This window comes from Nonomuraea sp. NPDC004354, assembly GCF_053602555.1.
Window position 1 is genome coordinate 81,576 of record NZ_JBSGDV010000012.1, and the last position, 25,403, is coordinate 106,978.

Annotated in this window: 22 protein-coding genes; 10 read left to right on the forward strand and 12 right to left on the reverse strand. The window is 71.8% G+C overall.

The features are described 5' to 3' along the window. Positions 1 to 29 precede the first annotated feature (29 nt). On the reverse strand, positions 30 to 797 hold the full coding sequence (locus ACWENQ_RS28775) for an SAM-dependent methyltransferase (protein ID WP_452417034.1): 768 nt from the start codon (positions 795 to 797) through the stop codon (positions 30 to 32). Positions 798 to 866: 69 nt separating this feature from the next. Beyond that, positions 867 to 1,367 (reverse strand): GNAT family N-acetyltransferase, encoded by a 501-nt coding sequence (locus tag ACWENQ_RS28780; protein ID WP_354911246.1) that lies wholly within the window; start codon positions 1,365 to 1,367, stop codon positions 867 to 869. Between the two features lie 177 nt (positions 1,368 to 1,544). On the opposite strand from ACWENQ_RS28780, the gene ACWENQ_RS28785 reads away from it, so the two are divergent. Both ACWENQ_RS28785 and ACWENQ_RS28790 read left to right on the forward strand, forming a co-directional pair. Beyond that, entirely contained in the window at positions 1,545 to 1,982 is a 438-nt protein-coding gene (locus ACWENQ_RS28785; RefSeq protein ID WP_452417036.1) for an Hsp20/alpha crystallin family protein, read from the forward strand. Between the two features lie 99 nt (positions 1,983 to 2,081). Beyond that, positions 2,082 to 2,417 (forward strand): MerR family transcriptional regulator, encoded by a 336-nt coding sequence (locus ACWENQ_RS28790; protein WP_354911241.1) that lies wholly within the window; start codon positions 2,082 to 2,084, stop codon positions 2,415 to 2,417. 96 nt (positions 2,418 to 2,513) lie between these two features. On the opposite strand, the gene ACWENQ_RS28795 is transcribed toward ACWENQ_RS28790, so the two are convergent. The 4 genes from ACWENQ_RS28795 to ACWENQ_RS28810 all read right to left on the reverse strand — a co-directional run bounded on the left by ACWENQ_RS28795 (position 2,514) and on the right by ACWENQ_RS28810 (position 9,042). Then, on the reverse strand, positions 2,514 to 7,400 hold the full coding sequence (locus ACWENQ_RS28795; RefSeq protein WP_452417038.1) for an NAD-glutamate dehydrogenase: 4,887 nt from the start codon (positions 7,398 to 7,400) through the stop codon (positions 2,514 to 2,516). 44 nt (positions 7,401 to 7,444) lie between these two features. After that, positions 7,445 to 8,221, reverse strand: a complete 777-nt coding sequence (locus tag ACWENQ_RS28800) for a tryptophan 2,3-dioxygenase (protein ID WP_449920530.1) — start codon at positions 8,219 to 8,221, stop codon at positions 7,445 to 7,447. Between the two features lie 90 nt (positions 8,222 to 8,311). Further along, positions 8,312 to 8,512, reverse strand: a complete 201-nt coding sequence (locus ACWENQ_RS28805) for a zf-HC2 domain-containing protein (RefSeq protein ID WP_452417040.1) — start codon at positions 8,510 to 8,512, stop codon at positions 8,312 to 8,314. Next, complete coding sequence (locus ACWENQ_RS28810) at positions 8,512 to 9,042, reverse strand: sigma-70 family RNA polymerase sigma factor (RefSeq protein ID WP_354911232.1); 531 nt, start codon at positions 9,040 to 9,042, stop codon at positions 8,512 to 8,514. Before ACWENQ_RS28810 ends, ACWENQ_RS28805 begins: the two co-directional genes overlap by 1 nt. Positions 9,043 to 9,151: 109 nt before the next feature. Between ACWENQ_RS28810 and ACWENQ_RS28815 the strand changes: the two genes are divergently transcribed. From ACWENQ_RS28815 to ACWENQ_RS28840, 6 genes are all read left to right on the forward strand, one after another. Beyond that, a complete protein-coding gene (locus ACWENQ_RS28815; protein ID WP_449920526.1) occupies positions 9,152 to 9,793 on the forward strand; it encodes a DUF4142 domain-containing protein in 642 nt (213 codons plus the stop codon). Continuing rightward, positions 9,790 to 10,863 carry a DUF1996 domain-containing protein gene (locus ACWENQ_RS28820; protein ID WP_452417042.1) on the forward strand — a complete coding sequence of 358 codons (1,074 nt, stop codon included), beginning with the start codon at positions 9,790 to 9,792 and terminating at the stop codon, positions 10,861 to 10,863. Before ACWENQ_RS28815 ends, ACWENQ_RS28820 begins: the two co-directional genes overlap by 4 nt. A 58-nt stretch (positions 10,864 to 10,921) precedes the next feature. After that, a complete protein-coding gene (locus ACWENQ_RS28825; protein ID WP_452417044.1) occupies positions 10,922 to 11,635 on the forward strand; it encodes a hypothetical protein in 714 nt (237 codons plus the stop codon). Further along, entirely contained in the window at positions 11,632 to 13,092 is a 1,461-nt protein-coding gene (locus tag ACWENQ_RS28830; protein ID WP_452417046.1) for an NADH-ubiquinone oxidoreductase-F iron-sulfur binding region domain-containing protein, read from the forward strand. The genes ACWENQ_RS28825 and ACWENQ_RS28830 overlap by 4 nt, the downstream gene beginning before the upstream one ends. Positions 13,093 to 13,165: 73 nt before the next feature. After that, the gene (locus tag ACWENQ_RS28835; protein WP_449920517.1) at positions 13,166 to 14,578 is read left to right on the forward strand and encodes an FAD-binding protein; all 1,413 of its coding nucleotides are present in this window, start codon (positions 13,166 to 13,168) and stop codon (positions 14,576 to 14,578) included. A 58-nt stretch (positions 14,579 to 14,636) separates the two neighbouring features. Continuing rightward, positions 14,637 to 15,275: a GNAT family N-acetyltransferase gene (locus ACWENQ_RS28840; protein ID WP_452417048.1), complete on the forward strand. Its 639-nt coding sequence runs from the start codon at positions 14,637 to 14,639 to the stop codon at positions 15,273 to 15,275. A gap of 154 nt (positions 15,276 to 15,429) precedes the next feature. Here ACWENQ_RS28840 and ACWENQ_RS28845 read toward each other — a convergent pair whose 3' ends face one another. The 3 genes from ACWENQ_RS28845 to ACWENQ_RS28855 are packed head-to-tail and all read right to left on the reverse strand — an operon-like array spanning position 15,430 to position 19,208. Then, positions 15,430 to 17,376, reverse strand: a complete 1,947-nt coding sequence (locus ACWENQ_RS28845; protein ID WP_452417050.1) for an acetoacetate--CoA ligase — start codon at positions 17,374 to 17,376, stop codon at positions 15,430 to 15,432. Positions 17,377 to 17,433: 57 nt separating this feature from the next. Continuing rightward, entirely contained in the window at positions 17,434 to 18,276 is an 843-nt protein-coding gene (locus tag ACWENQ_RS28850; RefSeq protein WP_354911213.1) for a serine hydrolase, read from the reverse strand. Beyond that, positions 18,273 to 19,208, reverse strand: a complete 936-nt coding sequence (locus ACWENQ_RS28855; protein WP_449920509.1) for a LysR family transcriptional regulator — start codon at positions 19,206 to 19,208, stop codon at positions 18,273 to 18,275. Before ACWENQ_RS28855 ends, ACWENQ_RS28850 begins: the two co-directional genes overlap by 4 nt. A gap of 87 nt (positions 19,209 to 19,295) precedes the next feature. On the opposite strand from ACWENQ_RS28855, the gene ACWENQ_RS28860 reads away from it, so the two are divergent. Then, positions 19,296 to 20,885: a penicillin-binding transpeptidase domain-containing protein gene (locus ACWENQ_RS28860; RefSeq protein WP_452417052.1), complete on the forward strand. Its 1,590-nt coding sequence runs from the start codon at positions 19,296 to 19,298 to the stop codon at positions 20,883 to 20,885. A 144-nt stretch (positions 20,886 to 21,029) separates the two neighbouring features. Here ACWENQ_RS28860 and ACWENQ_RS28865 read toward each other — a convergent pair whose 3' ends face one another. Then, positions 21,030 to 22,691, reverse strand: coding sequence for a BBE domain-containing protein (locus ACWENQ_RS28865; RefSeq protein ID WP_452417054.1), 1,662 nt, complete (start codon positions 22,689 to 22,691; stop codon positions 21,030 to 21,032). A gap of 191 nt (positions 22,692 to 22,882) precedes the next feature. Here ACWENQ_RS28865 and ACWENQ_RS28870 point away from each other — a divergent pair, with 191 nt between their 5' ends. After that, a complete protein-coding gene (locus ACWENQ_RS28870) occupies positions 22,883 to 24,034 on the forward strand; it encodes an alpha/beta hydrolase family protein (protein ID WP_452417056.1) in 1,152 nt (383 codons plus the stop codon). 65 nt (positions 24,035 to 24,099) lie between these two features. Here ACWENQ_RS28870 and ACWENQ_RS28875 read toward each other — a convergent pair whose 3' ends face one another. Together ACWENQ_RS28875 and ACWENQ_RS28880 are read right to left on the reverse strand one after the other, a co-directional pair. Next, positions 24,100 to 24,372 carry a hypothetical protein gene (locus ACWENQ_RS28875; RefSeq protein ID WP_449920498.1) on the reverse strand — a complete coding sequence of 91 codons (273 nt, stop codon included), beginning with the start codon at positions 24,370 to 24,372 and terminating at the stop codon, positions 24,100 to 24,102. 287 nt (positions 24,373 to 24,659) lie between these two features. Further along, positions 24,660 to 25,400 carry an HAD family hydrolase gene (locus tag ACWENQ_RS28880; protein WP_354911200.1) on the reverse strand — a complete coding sequence of 247 codons (741 nt, stop codon included), beginning with the start codon at positions 25,398 to 25,400 and terminating at the stop codon, positions 24,660 to 24,662. Between the last annotated feature and the right edge of the window lie 3 nt (positions 25,401 to 25,403).

The following is a 25,403-nucleotide window of genomic DNA, read 5'->3' on the forward strand; positions in this document are numbered from 1 at the left end:
CCGACGGCGCGTCCGCGCCGTCGCCACGGTCAACGGGTGACGACCGCCGTCACCAGGGCGAAGGACAGATACCTGCCCTGGTCGGCCTCCAGCATCGCGATGGTCCGCTCCGCGGCGTCCCTGTCGGTGGCGCCGTGCTCCAGGCAGGCGCGTGTCCACAGCAGCCAGTCGTGCCAGCCGCCGGGCTGCAGGCGTGCCGAGGTCACGGTGACCAGCTCGGTGATCTCCCACTGGAAGCGCCACCACTCGGCGGTGTGCCAGGCGATGGCCTCCCACCCGACCAGCTCCTTGATGTGCGGCGGGATGGCGCCCATGTCGCGGACCTCGCGGGTCATGCCGGGGGTGGCGATCCCCAGTTGGCCGCCGGGTTTGAGGAAGCGGGTGATGTAGGCCAGGTAGCTGTCGGCGGTGCCGAAGTACTCGTAGGCGTCGATGCTCACGACCGCGTCGAAGGACTCCTTCTCGAACGGCAGCGCGTGCGCCTCCGCCCCGACCGCCTTCACCTGGCCGGCCACGCCCGCCTCGGCGAAGACGGCCTCGGCCTTCTCCGGGGCGATCCACAGGTCGGCGGCCACGACGTCCACGCCGAACTCGCGGGCGAGGAACACCGAGGTCGCCCCCATCCCCGACCCGAGGTCCAGGACCCGCATGCCGGGCTTGAGGTCGAGGTCGCGGGACAGGTCCTCGAGCAGCCACAGCGGGTTGGGGCCCATGTCCAGGCCGACCAGCCATGCGGGGTCGTAGCGGGAAGAGAGCGGGTAGTCGTCGGGGCGCACGAGGGCGCGAAGCGCTGTCACAGCCTGTCATGACAGCACGGTGAGCCGGACACCGGCAAACCCGTGTTCCACTCCGGGGATGGGCGCGGGTCAGGGGGTCCTGCGGTAGCGCGTCATCGGGCCGAGCAGGCCGGGCACCGACTCGAAGGCGGTCATGCCGAGGCGTTCGACGACCGCGACGGAGGCGGCGTTGCCCTCGTCGATCTCCGCCAGCACCTCGGGAAGGCCGAGGTCGCCGAGCGCGTGCTCGACGACGGCCCGGGCCGCCTCGGTGGCGTAACCCTTGCCCCAGGCGCCGGGTGCCAGGCTGTAGACGATCTCGGGGCCGAGGTCCTCCAGCGGCCGGAGCCCTGCCGTACCCACCAGATCGGTTCTGCCCTTCTCCCGCACCAGCCACAGGCCGTACCCGTCGGTGGCGAAGCCGCGGACGCTCTCCTCGATGACCTCGGTGACCTCGGCCGGCGACAGGACGGCCCCGTCGAACAGGAACCGCCGCACGTCCGGGTCGGTCCAGTGGACGAGCAGCTCCGCGTGCTCCTGGGGGCGCACCGGGGTCAGGGTGAGGCGATCGGTCACGAGAGTGTGGTCCACGCCCGCCAGGCTATCGGGGCGCCCGGTCGCGCTCATGTCCTTTTCGACGGCGGCCGAACGCCCCATTATTGACAACGACACATGGAGAAAAGATACAATCGGAGTTGTAGGTTTCCTCTTGGAGGACAGGCATCCCGGGTGACCAGGAGGCCCCGGGGATCTTCGGAGGTGGACACGATGCTGCTCACGTCGATCGACCCGTTCGTGCAGGAGTTCGAGCGCCAGTTCGACCGCCTGACCCGCCAGACCGCCCAGGGCAGCGGTGCGATCATGCCGATGGACGGGATCCGCCGCGCCGACGATGTGGTGCTGCGGTTCGACCTGCCCGGCATCGATCCCGACTCCATCGAGGTCACCGTCGACCGCGGCGTCCTGACGGTGACCGCGCGACGCGAGGAGGAGTTCGGTGAGGACGAGCGCGTCTTCGTCCGCGAGCGGGTGATGGGCACCTTCACCCGGCGCGTCTACCTGTCGGAGCACCTCGACGCCGAGACCGTCGAAGCCGCCTACAACAACGGCGTGCTGGCCGTCCGGATCCCGGTGCTCGAGCGCGCCAAGCCGCGCAAGATCGCCGTCCAGCAGACCGGCGACACCTACAAAGCGATCAAGAGCTGACACACGGGACGGAGCGGGCGCGGCCCCGTCGCGGTGAACGGCACCGCGGCGGGGCCGCCCGTCTTTGCCCGCGGCCAGTCGGCACCAGGAGGAACGACCATGAACCTGCCCTTCGACGACGAGCACGCGGCGCTGTTCACGGTGGGTCAGGTCGCCTCGATGCTCCAGGTGCAGCAGGCGTTCCTGCGCCGCATCGACGACCACCAGGTGGTCTCGCCCCAGCGCTCGGCCGGCGGGCAACGCCGCTACAGCCGCCATGAGATCGGCCGCATCCAGCAGGTCGTGGTGATGATGGACCAGGGGATGACGCTGCCGGCCATACGCCTCATCCTCGACCTGCAGCTCCGGCTCATCGAGGTCACGCGGGAGCGCGACGAGCTGGCCCGCGTGCTGGCCGAGCTGAGGGCCGAACGTCGGCCCCCGGCGCACCCCTGACCACAGCGCCGACCGGACACGTCCCCGACCCCGTACGGCCCGGCCGGCAGCAGCCCGGGACGCGAGTACGCGCCCCGGGCACATGACCGCAGCCCGTCAGGACTCCGGCTCGGCGTGCGGCGGCAGGCTGCTCGTGGCCACCAGCGTGCGGACCGCCCGCAGCGCCACCGACAGCGTCGCCAGGTCGAAGTTGTCGCTCTCCCAGATCTCCGACAGCGTCTGCTTGGCCCGGGAGACCGCCGCCGAGTTCACCTCGGTCCAGGCGGCCAGCCGCTCCTCGGGCGACGATCCCGGCGTGCTGTGCGCCAGGACGTCGTGGGTGAGGGAGGCGTGCGCGGCGTACAGGTCGTCGCGCAGCGCCGAGCGGGCCATCGAGTTCCACCGGTTGTCCCGGGGCAGTGCGATGACGCGCTCGCGCAGGCGGGCCAGCTGGAGCCGGTCGGCCAGGTCGAAGTAGACCTCGGCGACCTCGTTGACGGGGCGTCCCGTCAGCGAGGAGATCTCGACCAGGTCGAAGGTGGAGTAGGCCGGCACCATGGCCGCCACCCTCTCGGCCAGCTCCAGCGGGACGCCGCGGGCCACGAAGCTGTCGCGGCGCTCCTCGTAGGCCAGCAGGTCGGGCCCGGTCAGGAGCTTCGGCAGGTGGGTGAGCAGGCCGTCGACGCCCTTGACGAAGAAGTTCACCGAGGCCGCCAGGTCGAGCGGCGGACGCCGGTTGCTGAGCAGCCAGCGGGTGCCGCGCTCGGCGAGCTTGCGCGCCTCCAGGAGCATGGCCAGCTGGGTACGGGTGTCGACCCTGTTGTCCAGCGCCTCGACGCCGCGCTGGAAGCTGGCCAGGTCGAAGACCTCCCTGGTCACCAGGTAGGCGCGGACGATGTCCTGGGTGGAGGCGCCGGTCTCCTCACCGAAGCGGAACATGAACGTGGTGCCGGCCGAGTTGACGAGCTCGTTCACCACGCAGGTGGTGATGATCTCGCGGCGCAGCGGATGGGCGTCCATGTAGCTGCGGAAGCGCTCGCGCAGGGCGGACGGGAAGTACGACACCAGCCACGAGGCCAGGTACGGGTCGTCGGGCAGGTCGGTGCCGAGCAGCTCGGCGTCGGCGACCAGCTTGGTGTAGGCGAGCAGGACGGAGAACTCGGGTGCGGTGAGCCCGATGCCCTGCTGGCGGCGCTCGGCGAGCGTCTTGTCCGACGGCAGGAACTCCAGCTCCCTGTTGACCAGCCCGTCGCGCTCCAGGCGGCGCAGGTAGCGGGCGTGGATGTGGAGCATCTCCGGCGCCTGGGCGCGGGCGGCGGCGAGGACGACGTTCTGCGCGTAGTTGTCGCGCAGGACGAGGCCCGCGACCTCCCCGGTCATCGAGGTGAAGACCTGGTTGCGCTGCTTGTCGGTGAGCTCGCCGTCGCGCACCACCTGGTCGAGCAGGATCTTGATGTTGACCTCGTGGTCGGAGGTGTCGACGCCTGCCGAGTTGTCGATGAAGTCGGTGTTGACCAGCCCGCCGTTCAGGGCGAACTCGATGCGGCCGAGCTGGGTGAAGCCCAGGTTGCCGCCCTCGCCGATCACCTTGCAGCGCAGGTCGTTCGCGTTGACGCGCAGCGAGTCGTTGGCCTTGTCGCCGACGTCGGCGTTCGACTCGGACGACGCCTTGACGTAGGTGCCGATCCCGCCGTTCCACAGCAGGTCGACAGGGGCCCGCAGGATCGCGCTGATGAGGTCGTTCGGCGTCATGGAGATCGCGTCGGACGGGATGTCCAGCGCGTCCCGCATCTGCGGGGTGATCTGGATCGACTTGGCGGTACGCGGGAAGACGCCGCCGCCGGCCGCGATCAGCTCGGGGTCGTAGTCGGCCCACGAGCTGCGCGGCAGCTCGAACAGGCGCTGCCGCTCGGCGAAGGAACGGGCGGCGTCCGGGTCGGGGTCGACGAAGATGTGGCGGTGGTCGAAGGCGGCCACGAGGCGGATGTGCTGCGAGAGCAGCATGCCGTTGCCGAACACGTCGCCCGACATGTCGCCGATGCCGGCCACGGTGAAGTCGGTGCTCTGGATGTCGACGCCCGTGGTGCTGAAGTGGTACTTCACCGACTCCCACGCGCCACGCGCGGTGATGCCCATGGCCTTGTGGTCGTAGCCGATGGAGCCGCCGGAGGCGAAGGCGTCGCCCAGCCAGAACCCGTACTCGGCCGAGACGCTGTTGGCGATGTCGGAGAACGTCGCCGTGCCCTTGTCCGCCGCGACGACCAGGTAGGGGTCGTCGCCGTCGTGCCGTACGACGTCGGCGGGCGGCACGACCTTGCCGTCGACCAGGTTGTCGGTGAGGTCGAGCAGGCCGGAGATGAACATCCGGTAGCAGGCGATGCCCTCGGCCATGACCTCTTCGCGCTTGCCGGAGGCCGGCGGGCGCTTGACGACGAAGCCGCCCTTCGAGCCCGTGGGCACGATGACGGTGTTCTTGACCATCTGCGCCTTGACCAGGCCGAGGATCTCGGTGCGGAAGTCCTCCATGCGGTCGGACCAGCGCAGGCCGCCGCGGGCGACCTTGCCGAAGCGCAGGTGGACGCCCTCGACACGCGGCGAGTAGACGAAGATCTCGTAGCGCGGACGCGGCAACGGCAGCACGCTGATCGCCTGCGGGTCGACCTTCAGCGAGATGTACGGCTTGCGCTGCCCGTCGGGCGTGCGCTGGTAGTAGTTGGTCCGCAGCGTCGCCTGGATCATCTCCAGGTAGGCCCGCAGGATCCGGTCCTCGTCGAGCGAGGCGACCTCGTCGAGCGCGCCCAGGATCTCCTCGTCCAGCGCCGCGCTGAGGTCAGCCCGCACGTCGTCGGAGCGCTTGGGGTCGAGCCTGGCCTCGAACAGCCGCACCAGCAGCCGCGCCAGCCGTACGTTGTTGACCAGCACGCGCTCCATGTAGCGCTGGCTGAAGGTGCTGCCTGCCTGGCGCAGGTACTTGGCGTAGACCCGCAGGATCTCCACCTGCTCCCAGGTCAGGCCGCCGGCCAGGACGAGGGCGTTGAAGTTGTCGGCCTGCACGGCGCCGGTCCACAGCGCGCGCAGGGCGTCCTGGAACAGCCGCTTGAAGTCGTTGCGGTCGACGTCCGGGGACGGCGTGTAGCGCAGCCCGAAGTCGTAGATCCAGGCGTTCTTGGTGGCGGGGTCGGTGTCGCGGTCGATCTCGTACGGCCGCTCGTCGACCACCTCGACGCCGAGCCGCTGGATGAACGGCAGCATGTGGGACAGGGAGATCGGCGCGCCGAGCTTGTAGATCTTCAGCCGCCGCTCGCCCTCGCCCGCGTCGAAGGGCTCGTACAGGTTGAGGCCGATCTCGTCGTCGGGCTTGCCGGCCAGTTCCTCCAGGCGGCGCAGGTCGGCCACGGCCATCTTCGGCGGGAAGTCGGCCTTGTAGCCCTCGGGGAAGGCGGCGTGGTAGCGCCTGACGAGCCGCGGCGCCTCCTCCTCCGAGGTCATCTCGCCGATGGCCGCGGCGAGGTCGTCCTCCCATGACCTGGTGATCGCGGCGAGCCTGGACTCCAGCTCCTCCAGGTCCACGCCGGAGTGCGGCAGCGGCGTGCCGCGCTCGCCGCGGACGACGACGTGCAGCCGGGCCAGCGCGGACTCGCCGATCATGGCGCTGTAGTCGAGGGACGAACCGCCCAGCGCCTTGAGCAGGACGTCCTGCATCCGCAGCCTGACCTTGGTGGTGTAACGGTCACGCGGCAGGAAGACCATGCACGAGATGTAGCGGCCGTAGTCGTCGCGCCGCATGAACAGCTTGACCTGCTTGCGCTCGCGCAGGCGTAGCACGCCGAGCGCGATCGGCAGCAGCTCGTCCACCGGCGTCTGGAACAGCTCGTCGCGCGGGTAGGTCTCGAGGATCTCGATGAGGTCCTTGCCGTCGTGGCTCTCGGGGGTCAGCCCCGCCTTGTCGAGCACCTCGGCGAGCTTGCGCCGCAGGACGGGGATCCTGGAGATCGACTCGTTGTAGGCCACGTGGGTGAACAGGCCGAGGAAGCGCCGCTCGCCGATCACCTCGCCCTCGGGCGAGAAGACCTTGACCCCGACGTAGTCGAGGTAGGCGGGCCGGTGCACGGTGGCACGGGAGTTGGCCTTCGTGATGATCATCAGCTGCTTCTCGCGGGCCTTGGCGCGCACCTCGGGCGGCAGGGCGGAGAAGCTCTGGGAGCCGGGCTTGTCGTCGCGCAGGATACCGAGGGCGGCGCCGGGCACCGCGCGCAGCGCGTCGCCCTGCTCGGACGCCTCCAGCCGGTACTCACGGTAGCCCAGGAAGGTGAAGTGCCCGTCGGCGAGCCAGCGCAGCAGGTCGATGCTGTCCTCGACCTCCGCGGGCTCCAGCGGCGGCGGGTTCATCGACAGGTCCTCGGCCGTCTGCACGGCGACCGACCGCATCTTGCGGAAGTCCTCGACGGCGTGCCGTACGTCGGACAGCACGCGCTGGAGCTCGGTCTCGAGCGACTTGAGCACCGCGGGGTCGGCCTGCCGGTCGATCTCGATGTGCATCCACGACTCGACCAGCATCATGCCGGTGACGGCTTCCTGCTCCTGGGTGAGGATGCGGCCGGTCATGTCGCGGCGGACCCGCAGCTGCGGGTGGACCACCAGGTGGACGCCGATGTCGTGCCGGTCGAGCTCCATGGTGACCGAGTCGACGAGGAACGGCATGTCGTCGGTGACCACCTCGACGACGGAGTGGCCGGGGTCCCACCCGTTCTCCTCGACGGAGGGCGTGTAGGCCCTCACCAGCGCCCTGCCCTGCGGTCGCACCTCGGCAAGCTGCCGGTGCGACATCGCCGGGCCGTAGATGTCGACAGGATCACGGTCGAGAAGGTCCTCGGCCGCCACGTGCCGGTAGTACACGCGCAGGTAGGCCAGAGCCTCCTCGGGGCTCCCGTGGTCTCCGCTGCCCGCCGCGCAGATCTGCGCGGCGTTCTGGAGCAGCTCGTCCTTGGCCTCGTCGAGCGGCATTTCGCTCTCACTCCTTTGTGAGGGTTCGCCATATCGGATGCTGGTCACAACCAGCCTCTTAGTTCCCAAAGCAGGGGAAAATAGTGCAAGCGCGTACGTTCCCGCAGGTACGGCGCGCCTGTCGAGCCGCCAGTGCCCGACTTGGTGCCGATCTGCCGTTCGACCATCTGGACGTGACGCATGCGCCACAGCGCGCACGTCTCGTCATGGGTGAGCAGATCCTCGGCCAGTTGCCACAGGTCGTCGTACGACCGGCGGTCCCTCGCCACGACCAGCAACGAGGCCATGACCTCCTCGTCGGAGACCGGGAGGCCGCGCTGGGAGAGGGCGGTGAGATAAGCATCCCACAGGGTGGGCTCCTCCAGCCGCCTGCGCAGCCTGGCGAGTTCGCCGTCGCCGGCGCGTACCCGCTCGAGGAACCGGGGATCCTTGACTCCCGACAGGAACTCCAGCTCGCGGAACTGGACCGACTGGAAGCCGCTGGCCGGTGCCAGCTTCGAGCGGAACTCGAGGAAGTCCTGGGGGGTCATCGTCTCCAGGACCTCCACCTGCTCGACGAGGACACGCTCGACGGCGTGAACCCGCTTGAACAGATGTCTGGCATGCCAGAGCTCACCCGCCGTCATCGCCGTCCTGGCGCCCTCCAGCTCGTGGAGCAGCAGCTTGAACCACAGCTCGTAGACCTGGTGGACGGTGATGAACAGCAGTTCGTCAGGCACGGACGACTGGGGTTGCTGCTGCTCGAGCAGGCTGGGGAGCCGGAGGTAGCCGCCGTAGGACAGGCGTGCGCCCTCCTCGCCGAAACTCCGGTCAGGAGGCATCGCTCCTGTCCCCACCACCGGGCACCTCCCCCACAAGCCCGGTCCTCGTTGACCGGACGTACCCGATATCACCCGAAAAGCCCACAGACGTCAACGTGACATCGATATCGGGGGGTCGTCGTCCTCTGACGCCGTGGCCTGGAGCTTGAGACTGTCGAGCAGATCGGGAACCTCCTGCAGCTCCCGCAGCTCGGCCTGACAACGCGCGCACGAGTCGAGGTGGCGCTCGAACGACGGAAGGTCCGCCTCGTCAAGGACTCCGAGCACGTACGCCGCCACCTCTGGATGCATCAGCCGGCAACCCCCTTGTCCCGCAGCAGCCCCCGCAGAGCCCTGATCCCGTAATAGAGCCTGGACTTGACCGTGCCCGGCGGGATCCCCAGAATCTCCGCCGCCTCACTAATCGTACGATCCCTGAGATAAGTCTGCTCGATGACCTCACGGTGTTCTCGCGACAGGCCGCGCAGCGCGTCGGCGACCACGATCGCCGACAGCGCCCGATCGCAGCCGTCGGAGACGGCGACGGTGTCCGCCTCGGGCGGTTCGACCTCGGGCGGCCGGGCGCTTCTACGGCGCCTTCCGTCGATCACGATGCGGCGGGCCACGGTGAGCAGCCACGCCCAGACAAGACCGGGCTCCCACTGCAGCCGGTCGGAATGACGCCAGGCCCTGACCATCGTCTCCTGCACGACGTCCTCGGCCCACTGCAGGTCGTTTCCTGTGGTCTTGCGCACGTGGCGGAGCAAAGGCCCGCCGAACTGCTCATAGAGCGCCTGTATTCGGTGCTCCATGTCGTCGAGGTGACCTAGCACGGGGCACATCTTTACACCTTCGTTATCGCCTCGGTAGCCACTCCGATAACTCCAGTCATTTCTGACTATCTCGTCACTTGCCGTGAACTCCGGCGGTCGGAAGCGCGTACCTCCGACCATGCACAGGCTTCTACGCCGCATGCCCGCCGCCGGCGAGCTGCTCCTGCTGGGCGGCTTCGCCGTGGCGGCCGCGGTCACGGTGCTGCTGGTCGTGCCGGGGCCCGCCGCCCTCACCTCGCCGGTGGCGCCGACCACCTCCGACCAGGATCTGCTGATCAAGGTACGGCAGGCGGGACTGTGGGAGATCCCCACAGGGCAGCAGGCCCAGCAACGGGCGCTCAGCCGGCGGGTGAAAGACGTCGGCAAGCACCTCGTCGAGGACCATCTGAAGCTCGACAAGGAGGTCATCGCGGTGGCCTCCCGCCTCGGCGTGGTGCTGCCCAGCCAGCCCACACCCGACCAGCAGCGCTGGATGGCCCAGCTGTCCGCCGAGAGCGGCGCCGCCTACGACAAGGACTTCGCGAACCTGCTGCGGGCCGCCCACGGCAAGGTCTTCAGCGTGATCGCCCTGGTCCGGGCCGGCACCAGGAACGACGAGATCAGGAAGTTCGCCACGACGGCCAACGCGTTCGTGCTCAAGCACATGACGTTGCTGGAGAGCACGGGGCTCGTCGACTACGAGGCGCTGCCCGAACCTCCGACGCCTTCGCCCGCTCCCGTCGCCATGGCGGCGGCCGATTCAAGGAGAGAGAACCAGTGATCGCATCCAGACGGCTGGCCGCGGCCATGTCGTCGCTGGCCCTGGTGGCCGGCGGCATGGTGTCCGCGGCCGTCATCCCCGCCCTTCCCGCCTTCGCCGACCACTGCGACCCCGCCGGACACCCCGAACAGAACCGGCAGGGCCAGGACCAGCTTCGCTCCCGCCCCGCACCCTCCCCCACCGCGTCGCAGGGCGGCGACGACTGCGCCGACCTCGGCCCGTTCGTGACCGACTTCGTCGACATCCGCGCCGTGCCGCCGGGCGGCGACATCCTGGCGGGCCCCAGGTCCGGTTCGCGCGGCACGTTCGTCTCCCAGTGCGGCACGAACGGCAACCGTCACAACAACCCCGACAACTTCATCGTCGCGCCCGGCGTCTCCAACGGCGCCCACCACCTGCACGACTACGTGGGCAACCTGTCCACCGACGCCTTCTCCACCGACCAGTCGCTGGCCGCGGCGGGCACCACGTGCCGCTTCGGCGACAGGTCCACCTACTTCTGGCCCGTCCTCAGGAACAGGAAGATCGACGACAACGTCGGCGACCCGGACGGCAACGTGGGCCAGGTGCTGCGCCCCCGCCAGGTGATCATGCAGTTCCGCGGCAACGCGGCGAGCCGGGTCAGCGTCATGCCCCGCTTCCTCCGGATGATCACCGGTGACGCGAAGGCGGCCACGAACGGCGGCGCCAACGCGCGCGCCGCGTGGACGTGCGCCGGCTTCACCGACCGCGTCACCACCAGGTACCCGCTGTGCCCGCGCGGCAGCCTGGTGCTGCGCGTGCTGGACTTCCCGAGCTGCTGGGACGGGCAGAACACCGACAGCGCCAACCACCGGACCCACGTGGTCTTCCCCGGTCAGGGCGGTGCCTGCCCGCAGGGCGCCAGGGCGATCCCGCAGCTGCGGATGATCCTCGCCTACAGCGTCCCGCAGGGCCCGTCCTACGCCCTTGACGCCTTTCCCGAGCAGCTGCACAACCCGGTCACCGACCATGCCGACTTCGCCAACGTCATGCCGGACCGGCTGATGGCCTTCGCCGTGAACTGCATCAACCGCGGCAGGCGCTGCTAGCTCGTCCGTCGACGACTTCCCGGGCGGCACACCTCACCCATCTCCTGGGAGGGAATCGATGCTTCACCGCAAGCAGCCGCGCCACGCGGGGCTGGACACCAGGCGGCTGCGCCTGGGCGCCACCGCGTCGCTGACGGCGTTGATCCTGTCGGCCGTCGCGCTGGCCCGCACCGAGCGCGGGATCCAGCTGCTCGCCGGCGGCCTTGGTTTCCTGGAGTTCTACGTGGGCGTGTTCGCCCTCGTCACGCTGACCGCCACCGTCGCGCTCGGGCTGGTCGCCACCGAGCGCGTCTTCCTCACCCCGCCCAACCGGGTCCGCGCCCAGCTCGTCCACCGGGTCGCGGCGGCGGCGGGGATGGGCTTCCTGCTCGCGCACGCCGCGCTGAAGTCGTCCTCGCTGACCGGGCTGGCGGCGCTGGGCCTGTTCGCGCTGGCCGCGACGACGGGGATGGCACGCGGCTGGTTCGCCCGCACGCCTCGACCGTGGCTGTGGCGGGTGCTGCACGGCGCCGCCTACCTGGCCTGGCCGGTCGCCGTCCTGCACGGGCTGACCGCGGGCCGTACGCCTGCCGGGTGGGTGGCGTGGTCCTACGTCGGCTGTCTGGCGGCGGTCGTGTCCGCGCTGCTGGTCAGGGCGGTGGCGACGCTGCGCCGGCCGCCTGCCGTTCCGGAGGCCGTGGCCGAGCCCAGGGTGGGCGAGCGGGTGGCGGGCGAGCTGGTCGTGGGCGAGCTGGTCAGCCTCGACGACCTGCGCCGAAGGAGGGCGGGATGATCCCGCACCGGGTGCCGCGCGTGCTGCGGCTGGCGCCCGCCAGGCTCACCGCGGGCCTCGACCACTGCAGGCGGCTCGACCTGCCCGCGCACCGGGCGCTGCACGGCGAGCCGGCACGTCGCGACCTCGACGCGCTGATCGCCATGGCCGAGGGAGTGGACCTGCGCGGTCGCGGCGGGGCCGCCTTCCCTTTCGCGCGCAAGCTCCGCGCGGTGGCGCCCGGCGAGCGGGTGGTGCTGGTCAACGCCGTGGAGGGCGAGCCCGCCAGCGCCAAGGACGCGATGCTGCTGGTCCGCGCCCCGCATCTGGTGCTGGACGGCGCGCTCCTGGCGGCCGAGGCGCTGGGGGCGCGCGAGGTGGTCGTCGCCGCCGTCGAGGGGGAGGTGGCGCACGCGTCCATGATCGCGGCCATGGAGGAACGGCGCGCGGCGACCGTGTCGGGGGCGGCCGAGCGGTACGGCGGGCGGATGCGCGTGGCCGGCCTGCCCGAACGGTTCGTCAGCGGGGAGGGCGGCGCGCTCGTCCGCGGCGTGAACGGGCTCGACGCCGTCCCCGCCGGGCGGCGGCGCAGGGCGACGGAGGAGGGCGTCGGCGGCCTGCCCACGCTGCTGTCGAACGCGGAGACCTTCGCCCAGCTCGCCGTCCTGGCCGAGCTGGGCCCGATCGGGTACGCCGAGGTGGGCACGCCGCGCGAGCCGGGCACCGTCCTGCTCACCGTGGGCGGCGAGGCGGTCGTCGAGGTGATGACCGGCGTCCCCCTGGCCACCGTGCTGGAGGAGTGCGGGCTCGACCCGGGTGAGGGGGTGCTGGTCGGCGGCTACCACGGGGCGTGGCTGAGCGCGCCGGCCGCGCAGTCGGCCGTGGTCTCCCGCGAGGGGATGCGGCTGGCGGGCGGCGTGCTGGGAGCCGGCATCGTGGTGCCGCTGCCCGCGACGACCTGCCCGCTCGGCGAGGTGGCCAGGGTCGCCGCCTACCTGTCCGCGCAGTCGTCTGGGCAGTGCGGCCCGTGCCGCCTCGGGCTGCCCGAGGTGGCCAGGGCGCTGTGCGCGCTCACCGAGGGCGCCGGTTCGGCCGACGAGGTGCGGCGCGCCGTCCGCACGGTGGAGCGCAGGGGCGCCTGCTTCCACCCCGACGGGACCGCGAGGTTCGTGCTGTCGGCCCTGGAGGCCTTCGCCGCCGACGTCGAGCGGCACGAGGAGCGCGGCTCGTGCGGGCGGCCCGTCCGGGGCGCGCTGCCGCTGCAGGAGGCCGGGCAGGAGCCGCGCTACCGGCTCGACGTCGACTGGACCCGCTGCCAGGGCCACGGCCTGTGCGCGCACCTGCTGCCGGAGTTCGTGGAGCTGGACGGCCACGGCTACCCGTCCTTCCGGCAGGTGCCAGGGTGGATGGGCAGGGAGGCACGGAGGGCCGTGGAGATGTGTCCTGCTCTCGCCCTCCGGCTGGTGCCGGGCCAGTGATAGGAACGTGACCAACCGGCCGCTCCTTTCGTGCGTCTCACCCTTCGGTTCAGCAGGACTACAGGGAGATCACATGGACCGCCGCAGCTTCCTCCGCACCGCCGCCTTCGGCGCGCTGGGCACGTCCTCCGCCGTGGCCGCTCCGGCCGCGAGCGCGCCCGACTGGACGGCGCTGGGCAGGAGCCTCGACGGTCGGCTGGTACGGCCGGGCGAGGCCGGTTACGACGCCGCCCGCCGCCTCTACAACCCCACCTTCGACACGGTCAGGCCGCGCGGCGTCGCCTACTGCGCCACGCCGGCCGACGTCGCCGCGTGCCTGGCCTTCGCGCGCAGGGAGCGCGTCCCGCTCACCTCCCGCTCCGGCGGCCACTCCTACGCGGGCTGGTCCACGGGCCCTGGCCTGGTCGTCGACGTGTCGCGGATGAACACCGTCAGCTACCGCTCGGGCCTGGCGACCGTCGGCGCGGGCGCCAAGCTGATCGACGTCTACGACGGGCTGCACGCCAGGGGCGTCGGCATCCCCGCCGGCAGCTGCCCGACGGTCGGCATCGCCGGGCTCACCCTCGGCGGCGGCATCGGCGTCGTGTCCAGGAAGTACGGCCTGACCTGTGACGCGCTGGAGTCGGTGCGCATCGTGACGGCGGACGGGCGGGTGCTGACCTGCGACGAGAACAACCACAGCGACCTGTTCTGGGCGTGCAGGGGCGGCGGGGGCGGCAACTTCGGCGTGGCGGTCTCCTTCACCTTCCGCACCCACCCGGTCGGGGACGTCACGGTGTTCTTCCTGCACTGGCCCTGGTCGAAGGCGGTGTCGGTGGTGAAGGCGTGGCAGTCGTGGGCGCCGGCGGCCCCCGACGCCATGTGGTCGACCCTCCACCTCACCCGCGCGGGCGGCGACCTCGACGTACAGGTCGCCGGGCTCTACGTGGGCGGCAGGACGGCCTGCGCGAAGCTGCTCGACGGCCTGGTCAGGGCGGCGGGAACGCCGTCGTCCCGGTACGTGGTGGAACGCACCACCATGCAGGCCAACATGATCATGGCAGGTTGCGCCGGCAAGACGGTCGCGCAGTGCCGCCGGATGCCCCGCGAGGCGTTCGTCGCCACCTCCCATCTCGGCTACGCGAAGCTGTCCACCGAGGGGGCCAAGGAGCTGGCGGCACGCGTCGCGCGCCCCGGCGGCCACTCGGTGCTGCTGGACGCCATGGGCGGGGCGATCGGCAGGGTGCGGTCCGACGCGACCGCCTTCCCCCACCGGCAGGCGCTGTTCAGCGTGCAGTACTACGCCGAGGGCTCGGACCGGGCGTGGCTGCGCGGCACCCGCGAGGCGATGGGGCCCTACCTCGGCGACCACGCGTACGTGAACTACATCGACCCCGACATCACGCAGTGGCGGCAGGCCTACTACGGGGCGAACGCGGCCAGGCTGGCGGCGGTGAAGGCGGCCTACGACCCCGGCCGGCTGTTCGCCCTGCCCCAAGGGGTGTGACCGGCGATCTTCGATAATGGGATGATCTTCATCGGGCCCGGGCGCGATAATGACCGGCATGCGCCACCTGCCGATCTTCGACCTGGCCGTCCATACACCCAGGCTGGAGCTGCGCCTGCCGAGCATCGCTGAGCTCGACGCGCTGGGCGACCGGGCGGCCGAGGGCGTCCACGAGACGGGGTTCATGCCGTTCTTCGTCCCGTGGACGGACGCGCCGCCCGCCGAGCGCGCCCGCGCCGCCGTCCAGTACCAGTTCCGCGTGTGGGGCGCGTGGACCCCGGAGTCGTGGGCGTGCGAGTTCGGCGTCTTCCTCGACGGCGAGGTGATCGGCGTGCAGGGCGTGACGGCCACGGACTTCGCGATCACCCGCGAGGTGGGGACCGGGTCGTGGCTCGGGCGGCGCTTCCAGGGGCAGGGCATCGGCACCGAGATGCGGCGCGCGGCGCTGCACTTCGCGTTCGAGGGGCTGGGCGCGCGGTACGCCACGACCGGGGCGTACGAGGACAACGCGGCGTCGCTGGGGGTGACGCGCAAGCTCGGCTACCGGGAGGACGGCATCGCGATCCTCAACCGGCAGGGGACGACGGCCACGCAGCTCCGGTTCCGCCTGTCCCGCGCCGACTGGACTCCTGCCGGGGACGTCTCGATCCACGGCCTCGAGCCGTGCCTGCCCTTCTTCGGCGCCGCCCCGGCCTGACCCCGGGACCGGCGCCGCCCCTGCCTGACCGCGGGACCGGCGCCGCCCCGGCCTGACCGCGGGACCGGCGCCGCCCCGGCCTGACCGCGGGACCGGTGCCGTCCCGGCCTGACCGCGGGCCTCAGGGAACGGCACCCCGCCACGGCCCGCCCGGTCAGGGCTTGAAGTGCTGCAGCACCTCCGGGTTGGCCATCGCGTCGCGGTTGGCGGCCTGCTCGACGGGTGTCCCGAGGAGGATCTTCCGTACCGGCACCTCCAGCTTCTTGCCCGACAGCGTGCGCGGGATGCCGGGCACCGCGATGATCTCGTTGGGGACGTGCCGGGGTGACAGCTCCTCGCGCAGCGCCGCCTTCAGCCGCGCCTCCAGCTCGGGCGTCACCTCGCCCTCGGCCAGCGTCACGTACAGCAGCAGCCGCCCTTCCTGCCCGAGCTGTCCCGTGTCGATGACCAGGCTGTCGGCGATCTCCGGGAAGCGTTCGACCACCCGGTAGAACTCGCTGGTGCCCATCCGCACGCCACCCCTGTTCAGGGTGGAGTCGGACCGCCCGTAGATCACGCAGCTGCCGTCCTGGTCGATCTTGATCCAGTCGCCGTGCCGCCACACGCCCGGGTAGACGTCGAAGTAGCTGTCGCGGTACCGCTCGCCCGACGGGTCGTTCCAGAACATCACCGGCATGGACGGCATGGGCCGGGTCAGCACCAGCTCGCCCACCTCACCGATGACCGGCTCGCCGGCGGGGTCGAACGACTCCACCCGCGCGCCCAGCGACCGGCAGGGGATGACGCCCGCGCGGATCGGGTGCAGCGGCGTGGCGCCCACGAAGCCGGTGCACACGTCGGTGCCGCCGGAGAACGAGCCCACCGGCACGCCGGGCAGCACCTCGGTGAGCCAGGCGAACCCCTCGGGCGGCAGCGGCGATCCGGTGGACCCGATGCCCTTCAGCGCCGTCAGGCCCGCGGGCCGCTTGTCGCCCTTCATGCACGAGACGATGTACGGCGCGCCGGTGCCGAAGTACGTGACGTTCTCGGCCGCCGCGATCGCCCACAGGTCGGTGGGCGCCCCGTCGTACAGCACCACGGTGGATCCGACCAGGAGGCCGCCGATGAGGTAGTTCCACATCATCCAGCCCGTGGTGGTGTACCAGAAGAACACATCGCCCTTCCCCAGGTCCTGGTGGAAGGAGAGCGACTTGAGGTGTTCGAGCACGACGCCGCCGTGCCCGTGCACGATCGGCTTGGGCAGCCCGGTCGTGCCGCTGGAGTACAGGATCCACAGCGGGTGGCCGAACGGCACGCGCTCGAACTCCAGCGGCCCCTCCTCCGCGCGCAGCCCCTCCCAGCCGAGCACCTCGCCCTGCGGCAGCGCGGCGGCGGGCGCCGGGTGCTCGGCGGCGGGCGCGGCCGGCTGCGGGGGGCGGCCGCCCGGTGCCGCGGCGAGGTAGGGGATCCAGACGGTCGCGCGCAGGGACGGCAGCGCGGCCACGATCTCGCCGACGGCGGCCGACCGGTCGAAGGACTTGCCGCCGTACCGGTAGCCGTCGACGGCGATCAGCACCTTGGGCTCGATCTGGGTGAAACGGTCCACGATGCTGGGCACCCCGAAATCGGGAGATCCGGCCGACCAGATCGCGCCCAGCGAGGCGGTGGCGAGGAAGGCGACGAGCGCCTCCGGGATGTTCGGCAGGTAGCCGGCGACCCTGTCGCCCTTGCCGACACCCAGCCTGGCCAGGCCCCGCCTGACCCGTGCCACCTCCTCGCGCAGCTCGGCCATGGTGATGACACGGCGCGTGCCGTCCTCCGCGTGGAAGATCACGGCGGTGCCGTCCTCGCGGCTGAGGGCGTTCTCCGCGTAATTGAGCGAGCTGCCGGTGAACCATTCGACGCCGGGCATCGTCCCAGTCATGACGGGCCCGTCACCACGCTCACCGATCACGCCGAAGTAGTCCCAGATCGACGTCCAGAACTCCTCGGGGTTCTCGACGGACCACTGCCATGCGTCGTCGTAGTCCGCGCGCCCGACGCCGGACAGATAACGGGTGATCCTCGCGTTCGCCACCACGGACGGCGTCGGCTCCCACAGCAGTGCACCTTCAGCAACCATGTGTCCCATCCTGTCGTCGCGAGAGTGGAAAGTCATCATCGCCGCCCACACATCCCCCTACGCGCGCAGGTGGTCCACCGCCATACGCGCGGCCGTGCCGATGACCGCGTCGGCGCGCGGCTGGTTGAGCGCGGGGCTGAAGGAACGGGTGAAGACCGCCACCGCGTAACGGCCGCCGTCGGGATACTCCACCACACCCACCTCGGCGCGCATCGTCGGCAGCGTGCCCGTCTTGCCGCTGACCGCCACGTCGTCGTACGGGAAGCCCGACGACAGCCGGTGCGGCCACACCTGCAGCCCGAGCAGCCGCCGCATCCACGCGCACTGCGCGGGCGAGGCGGCCTCGTCGCGCCAGATCATGGCGAGCAGCCTGGTGATCTCCTCGGGCGTGGTCCGGTTCGTGGCGGCGGGGTCGAGCACCCGCAGCCGGGCGAGCGTCTCGGGGTCGGCGATCGGCACCTCGGAGCCGGCGTCCTCCTTCAGCTTGGCCAGCAGCGCGGCGCAGTCGTCGATCACCCGCGTCCGCCGAAGCCCGAACGCGTCGAGCATGGCGTTGACGCTCTCCAGCCCGATGCCGGCCACGACCGCGTCGGCCGAGGTGTTGTCACTCACCGCGATCATCAGGTAGGCCAGGTCGCGCAGCGACATCGTGACGTCGTCGAGCATCGCGCCCACGCCCGTGTCGCCGGCCGTACGCGTGGTGACGGTCACGTGCCGGCGCGGGTCGAGCACGCCGGTGTCGGCCTGCCGGGCCAGTTCCACCAGCACCGGCAGCTTGAACACCGACGCCATCGGCACCAGCTCGTCGGCGCGGTAGGACACCTCGGCGTCGCCGTCGATGTCGGTCGCGTGCAGCCAGCCGGCCACGCCCGCGCGGCGGAAGACCTCCTCCATGTTCATGCCAGGAAACCCATCGCCGGACGCCTCCTGACCTGCCGTGCGGGCGCGACGCCCTCCTCGGCCATCCCGCCACTCTCCTTCAGCGCTTGTACGGCCACCGCCGCGAAAGCCGCCACCTCGGGCGTGCCCGCCCGCCACGCCGTCGAGACCCGCCAGATCAGCGGCGAGCCCAGCAGCGGCCGCCAGATCACTCCCTCCGGCGCCAGCCGCTCAGCCTCGCGCGGGCCGAACGCCACCGCCGAGCCCGCGAGCACCAGCCCCAGCCCGATCCCATGATGCACCTCCGCGGGGACGAAGCCGTGCCTGCGGCAGTCGGCGAGCGTCTCGGCGTGGGCGCCGGGCTCGCCTTCCTGCGGGAACAGCAGCAGCTCCCGGTCGGCCAGGTCCTGCAGGTGCACGCTGGAGGCGACGGCCAGCGGGTCGGCCTCGGCCAGCAGCACGCCGGCAGCCTGCACGAGCACCTCGCCGAAGCGCAGGCCCGGCGCGGTGACGGGATGGCGGACCACGCCGACGTCGATCGTGCCCTCGGCCAGCGCGGCCACCTGGTCGGCCGTCCACATCTCGGCGGGGGCCAGCCGGAGCTCCGGGTTCTCCTCGCGGAAGCGGGCCACGAGGGCGGCGATGGCCGTCGCTCCCAGGTCGGGAGGGAGGGCCACCTTGAGCGTGCGGGCCTCGCCGTGCCGGACGAGCTCGCGCAGGCGCTCGACGCGGGCGATCACCTCGCGTGCCTCGGGCAGCAGCAGCCGCCCCGCCTCGGTGAGCCGGACATGACGGGACGAGCGGTCGAACAACCGCACGCCCAGCTCCTCCTCCAGTCGCTTGATGCGCTGGCTGAGCGGGGGCTGGGCCATGCCGAGGCGGATCGCGGCGTTGCCGAAGTGACGTTCTTCGGCGACGACCGTGAAGTAGTAGAGGTGCCGCACAAGGTCCACGACCTGCGACCATATCGCAAATCGAATGAATGTAGGGCTGATATCCCTATTGGACAGGACGGTCCGGCGTCTGGTCTGCTCGCCCGCATGCACGAACTCAGCAACCTCAGATCGGAGCGGAGGCGCAGGAGACGGTGGCCGCTGGTCACCGCGGGGCTCCTGGTGCCGCTCCTGGTCGGGGGCGGGGTGATCTGGGTGACGCGCACCGCGGGCTCCCCCGAGGAGACCGCGGAGTCGTTCCTCGCCGCCTGGTCCAGGCGGGACTACCCGGCCATGCAGGCCCTCGTCCACGCGCCCCCGCCCGACTTCACCACGACCTACCAGAGCTTCTTCAAGGAGCTCCGGATCACCTCCGCCGCCTTCGAGGTGGGCGAGGATGTGAAAGAACTGGAGGAAGGCCGTGTCGTCCCCTTCACCGCCCGGCTGAAGGGCGCCGTCGACTGGACCTACCAGGGCCGGCTGCACGTCGGCGAATGGGACGGCACGTGGCAGGTCGACTGGTCGCCCACGACCGTCCACCCGGAGCTCGGCCGCGGGGCCGTCTTCAAGCTGGAGGTCTCCGACCCGGAGACCGCCGCCATCAGCTCCGCCGACGGCAGGCGCATCGACGGCACGGACGCGCCCGGCTCGGTCCAGCAGCTCGTCGACGGGCTCAAGCAGACCTACAAGGACCGGCTGACCGGCAGCTCCTCCACCAGGCTCGACCTCTACCGCGACGGCAGGCGGGTCGAGACGGTGGCCGAGAAGGGCGCCACCGAGGGCACGCCGCTGAAGACCACCATCGACCTGCGCGTCCACCGGGCCGGCGCCGAAGCGCTCGACGACGTCGCCAAGCCCGCCTCGCTGGTGGCGCTGCGCCCCTCGACCGGCGAGATCCTCGCCGCGGTCAACAAGCCGGGCGGCTTCAACCGGGCGCTGCTCGGCAAGTACCCGCCGGGATCCACCTTCAAGGTCGTCACCGCCTCCGCCCTCGTCGCCGACGGCGTCGCGCCCGACAAGACCGTGAAGTGCCCGCCCGAGCAGAACATCGGCGGCTTCACCTTCCACAACGCCGGATTCCACGACTACGGGACGCTGTCGTTCAGGAACGCCTTCGCCCACTCGTGCAACACCACCTTCGGCGCCATGGCGGTCTCGTCGCTGAAGGGCGGACGGCTCGGCGAGGTGGCGGCCGGCTTCGGCTTCGGCGCGCCGATCATGCCGGGCGTGCCGGCCGTACGGGCGGAGTACCCCGAGCCCAAGGACGACACCGACCTGGCCTCCGCCGCCATCGGCCAGGGCCGGGTCCTGGCCAGCCCGCTCAACATGGCCGCCGTCGCCGCCGCCATCGCGAACGGCACCTGGCGGCCCCCGCGGCTCGTCCCGGCCGACCTGGTGCCTCCCGGCGGCTCCGGGCCGCGCAAGCTGGAGCCCGAGGTGGTGCGGGCGCTGCGCGACCTGATGCCGGCGGTGGTCTCCGAGGGGACCGCCCACGCCGTACGGTTCCCCGCCGGGTCGGCGGGGAAGACCGGGACGGCGGAGTACGGCTCGGGCAAGGAGCCGCCCGCGCACTCGTGGTTCGTGGGGTATCACGGCGACCTGGCGTTCGCGGTGATCGTCGAGGGTGCGGGGGCAGGAGCGGCCGTGGCCGCGCCCGTGGCCGCCCGCTTCCTGCAGAACCTGGACGGAAGCGGCTGACCCGCCGGCGGACCCGCCCCGGCGCCCGCTCGCGGGACGCCGGGGCCGTGACCGGTCAGGAGCCCCGCCCGCTCGCGGGACGGCCGGGGAGCGTGACCTACCCAGCCGGGCGCCCCCCACTCGCGGGACGGGCCGCGTGAGCGGTCAGGAGCCGCCGGGAGGGCGGACCGACAGCGCGTGGTGGAAGACGTCGCGCGGGTCCCAGCGCGCCTTCACCCGCTGCAACCTGGCGTAGTTGTCCCCGTAGTAGAGCGTCGACCAGGGCACGCCCGAGGTGTTCCACGCCGGGTCGGCATGGTCGATGTCCGGGTAGTTGATGTAGGCGCCGCCGCAGTTGCCTCCGGGCACCGGCACGCCTCCCGTGGCCTCGAACGTCTCGCGGTGGAGCCGACGCACCCACGCCAGGTGGTCCGCGCCGTCCTGGGTCTCATCCCATGCCGCCAGGTGGATCATCTTGAGGATCGACGAGCGCTCCGCCGTGGCGGTCGCCGCCGGGTCCACCGTGTTGACCCGCCCGCCGTACGACAGGAGCCACAGCATGCCGTTCGAGGAGACCTCGCCCGCGGTGCCGAGGTGGTCGTAGGCGACGTCGGCCTGCTCGTCGGTGAAGCGCCTGCGCAGGTAGGCCGACTTGCCCTTGTACCGGCCCGACTCGGTGGCCTCGCCGAGCGACAGGGTGCGGACCGCCTGGAACCACGGCATCCGCTGGAACGGCGGGACGATCACCCCGGGGGTGACGCCGTCGGCGACGGCCGCGAAGTAGTCGCGCAGCAGCTTCTCGGCGCCCGGCACGGCGGCGTCGACCTGCGTGGGCAGGATGATCCCGCCGGGGTCGGCGCCCGCCTTGCGGCCGGGGATGAGCAGCGAGCCCCACAGGGAGGCGACGGGGGTGCCGGGCGCGCTGTTGCGCTCGTGCCACTCGCCGTGGTTGCGCAGCAGCCTGCGGAACGACTCCTTGGTCATGCCGTCCCACGACCAGATGGCCACGCCGGACAGCACCTCGGCGGGCGGGCGCGGCAGCAGCCGCCTCGGGTCGTTCCCCCTGGCCCCCGGGTCGCGCATCCAGTAGCGGGTCACGACGCCGAAGTTGCCTCCTCCGCCGCCGGTGTGCGCCCACCACAGGTCGTGGTTGGGGTCGGCGGGGTCGCTGGTCGCCACCACCGCGCGCGCCCTGCCGCCGCGGTCGACCACCACGACCTCCACGGCGTGCAGGTAGTCGACGGTCAGGCCGTCGCGCCTGGACAGCGGGCCGTAGCCGCCGCCCGCGATGTGGCCGCCCGCGGCCACGCCCCCGCACTGGCCGCCGGGGATGGTGACGCCCCAGCCGAGGTAGAGCGTGCGGTAGGTCCGCATCAGCGTGGCGCCCGCCTCGATGGCGAACGCGCCGCGCCGCTCGTCGAAGGAGACGCCGGACATCTCGCACAGGTCGATCACGACCTGCGCGCCCTCGCCGACGAAGTTCTCGTAGCAGTGCCCGCCGCTGCGGACGGTGACGCGGCGGCCCGCGCGGACCGCGTCGCCGACCGCCTTGACGACCTGCTCGGTCGAGCCCACGACGTGGAAATGTTCGGGTCTGGGCGTGAAGCGCTGGTTCGTCCGGCGGACCGCCAGGTCCTCGTAGCGCGGGTCGCCGGGCCGTACGACGACGGGTCCTAACGGCGGCCCGCCCGTGGCCGCGGCGGACATGGCGGACGTGGCGGGATCGAGCGCCGAGGCGGACGCGACGGACCCGAGGGCCGCCGTGACCGCCCCGCCGCCGACCGCCGCCGTGGTGCCGATGAATCCCCTGCGGGTGACCTCACCCATGGTCGACAACCCCCTGGTGTGCGTGTGACGTGCTGTTCCTCGACGGTAGAGGCGGGGCCGTGGCGCGAGAATGGGCTCAGGCCCCCGGCAGGGGTGGGGGTAGGTGCACCCGGTCGACCTGACGAAAGTCAGGGTCGGGACGATACGGACGGCAGAGGTGCCGGCGTGGGTCCGGCGGCCAGATTGGGGCCATGCGAAACACGATGACCGCCCTGCTCGCCACCACCGCCCTGCTGACCGTTCCCGCCGGTACGGCGCGGGCCGACACCGCCTCCCCCGCCAAGGTGACCTTCGAGCTTCCCGACCCCACGGGAGCGCACGAGATCGGCGTACGCGAGGTCCACCTGGTGGACGCGGAGCGTGACCGGGAGCTGATGGTGAGCGTGTGGTACCCGGCCGGGCCCGGGGCGGAACCGCGGGCGCCGTACCTGCGGGCCGGCGCGGCCGGATACTTCGACCAGGGCGCCCCGGCCATGGGCCTGCGGCCGGGGCAGGTGGACTGGGCCGCGGTCCGCACCCACGCCCGCCAGGACGCGCGGCCGAAGGGCCGGTGGCCGGTGGTGCTCTACTCCCCCGGCGCGGGCTCGCTGCGCGCGCTCGGGACCGCCACCGTCGAGGACCTGGCCAGCAGGGGGTACGTCGTGGTGACCGTGGACCACACCCACGAGGCGCCCGTCGTCGAGTTCCCCGGCGGCCGGCTGGAGGTCGCCAAGCCGTCGCAGGGCCTGCGCGCGAGGATGGAGACCAGGCTGCGCGACATCCGGTTCGTCCTGGATCGGCTGCCTACCCTGGACGGCCTCGCGCGGGCGATGGACCTGTCGAGGGTGGGTATGTTCGGCCACTCCTTCGGCGGGGACACCGCGGCGGAGGTGATGGTCGCCGACGGACGCGTCGACGCCGGCGCCGACCTGGACGGCTGGCTCGCCTACGACGTCGACGGCCGTGCCCCCACGCGCGCCGCCGTCGAGGGCACCGCCCGCCCGTTCCTGCTGATGGGCTCACCCGGCAGCACCCGCGACGGCCAGGGCAGGAGCCACCTGACCTCGCCGTCGTGGAAGTCGTTCTGGGAGCGGTCCTCCGGCTGGAAGCGCGACCTGTCGATGCCGGAGGCCATGCACTACAGCTTCACCGACCTGCAGTCGTTCCTGCCGCAGCTCGACGAGCGGCTGGACGTCGTGCCGGAGGTCCGCGCCAAGCGCATCGGGACGGTCGACCCCACGCGCAGCGTCGCCGCCCAGCGCGCCTACCTGGGCGCCTTCTTCGACCAGTCGCTCAAGCACCGGACGCGCCCGCTGCTGCGCGGCGAGTCGCCCGACCACCCGGACGTGAGATTCGTACGCTAGGACGATCGGCCGGGCACCGCTGCGGGGTGCGTACCCGCGGTGCCCGGCCGATGCCATGGGATCGGCTACGGCGTGGCGTCCGCGCGGGCGTCGGACGACGACCACGAGGCCTGCACGCTCGTCCTGCCCGGCTCGTCCGGCGGGAGCAGGGGCAGGTACGGACGGAGCCACGCGCGGATCTCGTTGTCGATCGCCTCCGCCAGGTCGTGGCAGCTCACCAGGGTGCAGTGCTCGGGGTCCTTGGGGGCGGCGTGGGCGGCGGGCGCGACGGCCAGGCCCAGCAGCCCGACGGCCGCCATGGTGACGATGGTGCGCAGGACGGCGCGGGTGGAACGCATGACAGATCTCCTCCTCGATGGCATGTGGTGGGTCGAGGGGAGACGGCGGCCACGGAGCCGCCTCGGTGGTTCTACCGCGTGATCGATTCGCCCGAATCGCCGCTGCGGTGAAAAACGGCGTCAAGGTGTCCCCCGCGACCGCCGGATGAGCCCGCCTTGCCGTCCCCCGGGCCGGCCCGGGCGGTGCCCGGGTCAGCCCGCCTTGCCGTCCCCCGGGCCGGCCCGCGCGGTGCCCGGGTCAGCCCGCCTTGCCGTTCCCCGGGTCAGCCCGCCTCACGGTGCCCGGGTCAGCCCGCCTTGCGGTCGACCGGCGAGGTCAGGCTCGCCACCGCGGCCACGACCTCCGACGCGTTCGACAGGTCGGGCAGCACGATGTCGGCCCCCGCCTCCCTGAGCTCGGCCGCCGTCGACCGTCCCGACGCGATCGCCACCATCGCCGCGCCGCCGATCCGCGCCGCCTGCACGTCGCGGGTGGAGTCGCCGATCAGCACGGTGTTCGCCGCGGTGAACGGCGTGCCGTGGCGCTGCTTCGCCCTGCCCTGGGCGACCTGGAGCAGCGTCGCCTTGGGGTAGACCTCCTCGCCGTAGCCGCCGAGGTCGAAGTCGACGTACTTGTCGAGCCCGAACGCCTTGAGCTTGTGGACGGCGTTGCCCCTGATGGTGCCCGTCAGCACCGACTGGACGACCCCGTCGAGCCGGGAGACCGCCTTCAGGGCGTCCTTGGCGCCGGGCATCGTCCGGCCCTCCTTGGCCAGCCGCTTGCGCCGGTCGGCGAACGCGACCGCGAGCGCGGCCAGGAACCTGGGCAGGTGGTCGTCCTCGGCGACGATGCCGTTGACGGCGAGCGTCTCGAAGACGATCTCGGAGTCGGGCCTGCCCATGGCGGGGGCGAGCTTGACCAGCGGGCGCCCGGTGACCTGCCGGAACGCCTCGGCGTACGCATCCCTGGTGACGATCGCGACGTCGACCAGCGTGAGATCGACGTTCCACAGCACAAGGCGGTTGATGGCGGCCTCCCTGAAGTCCATGCC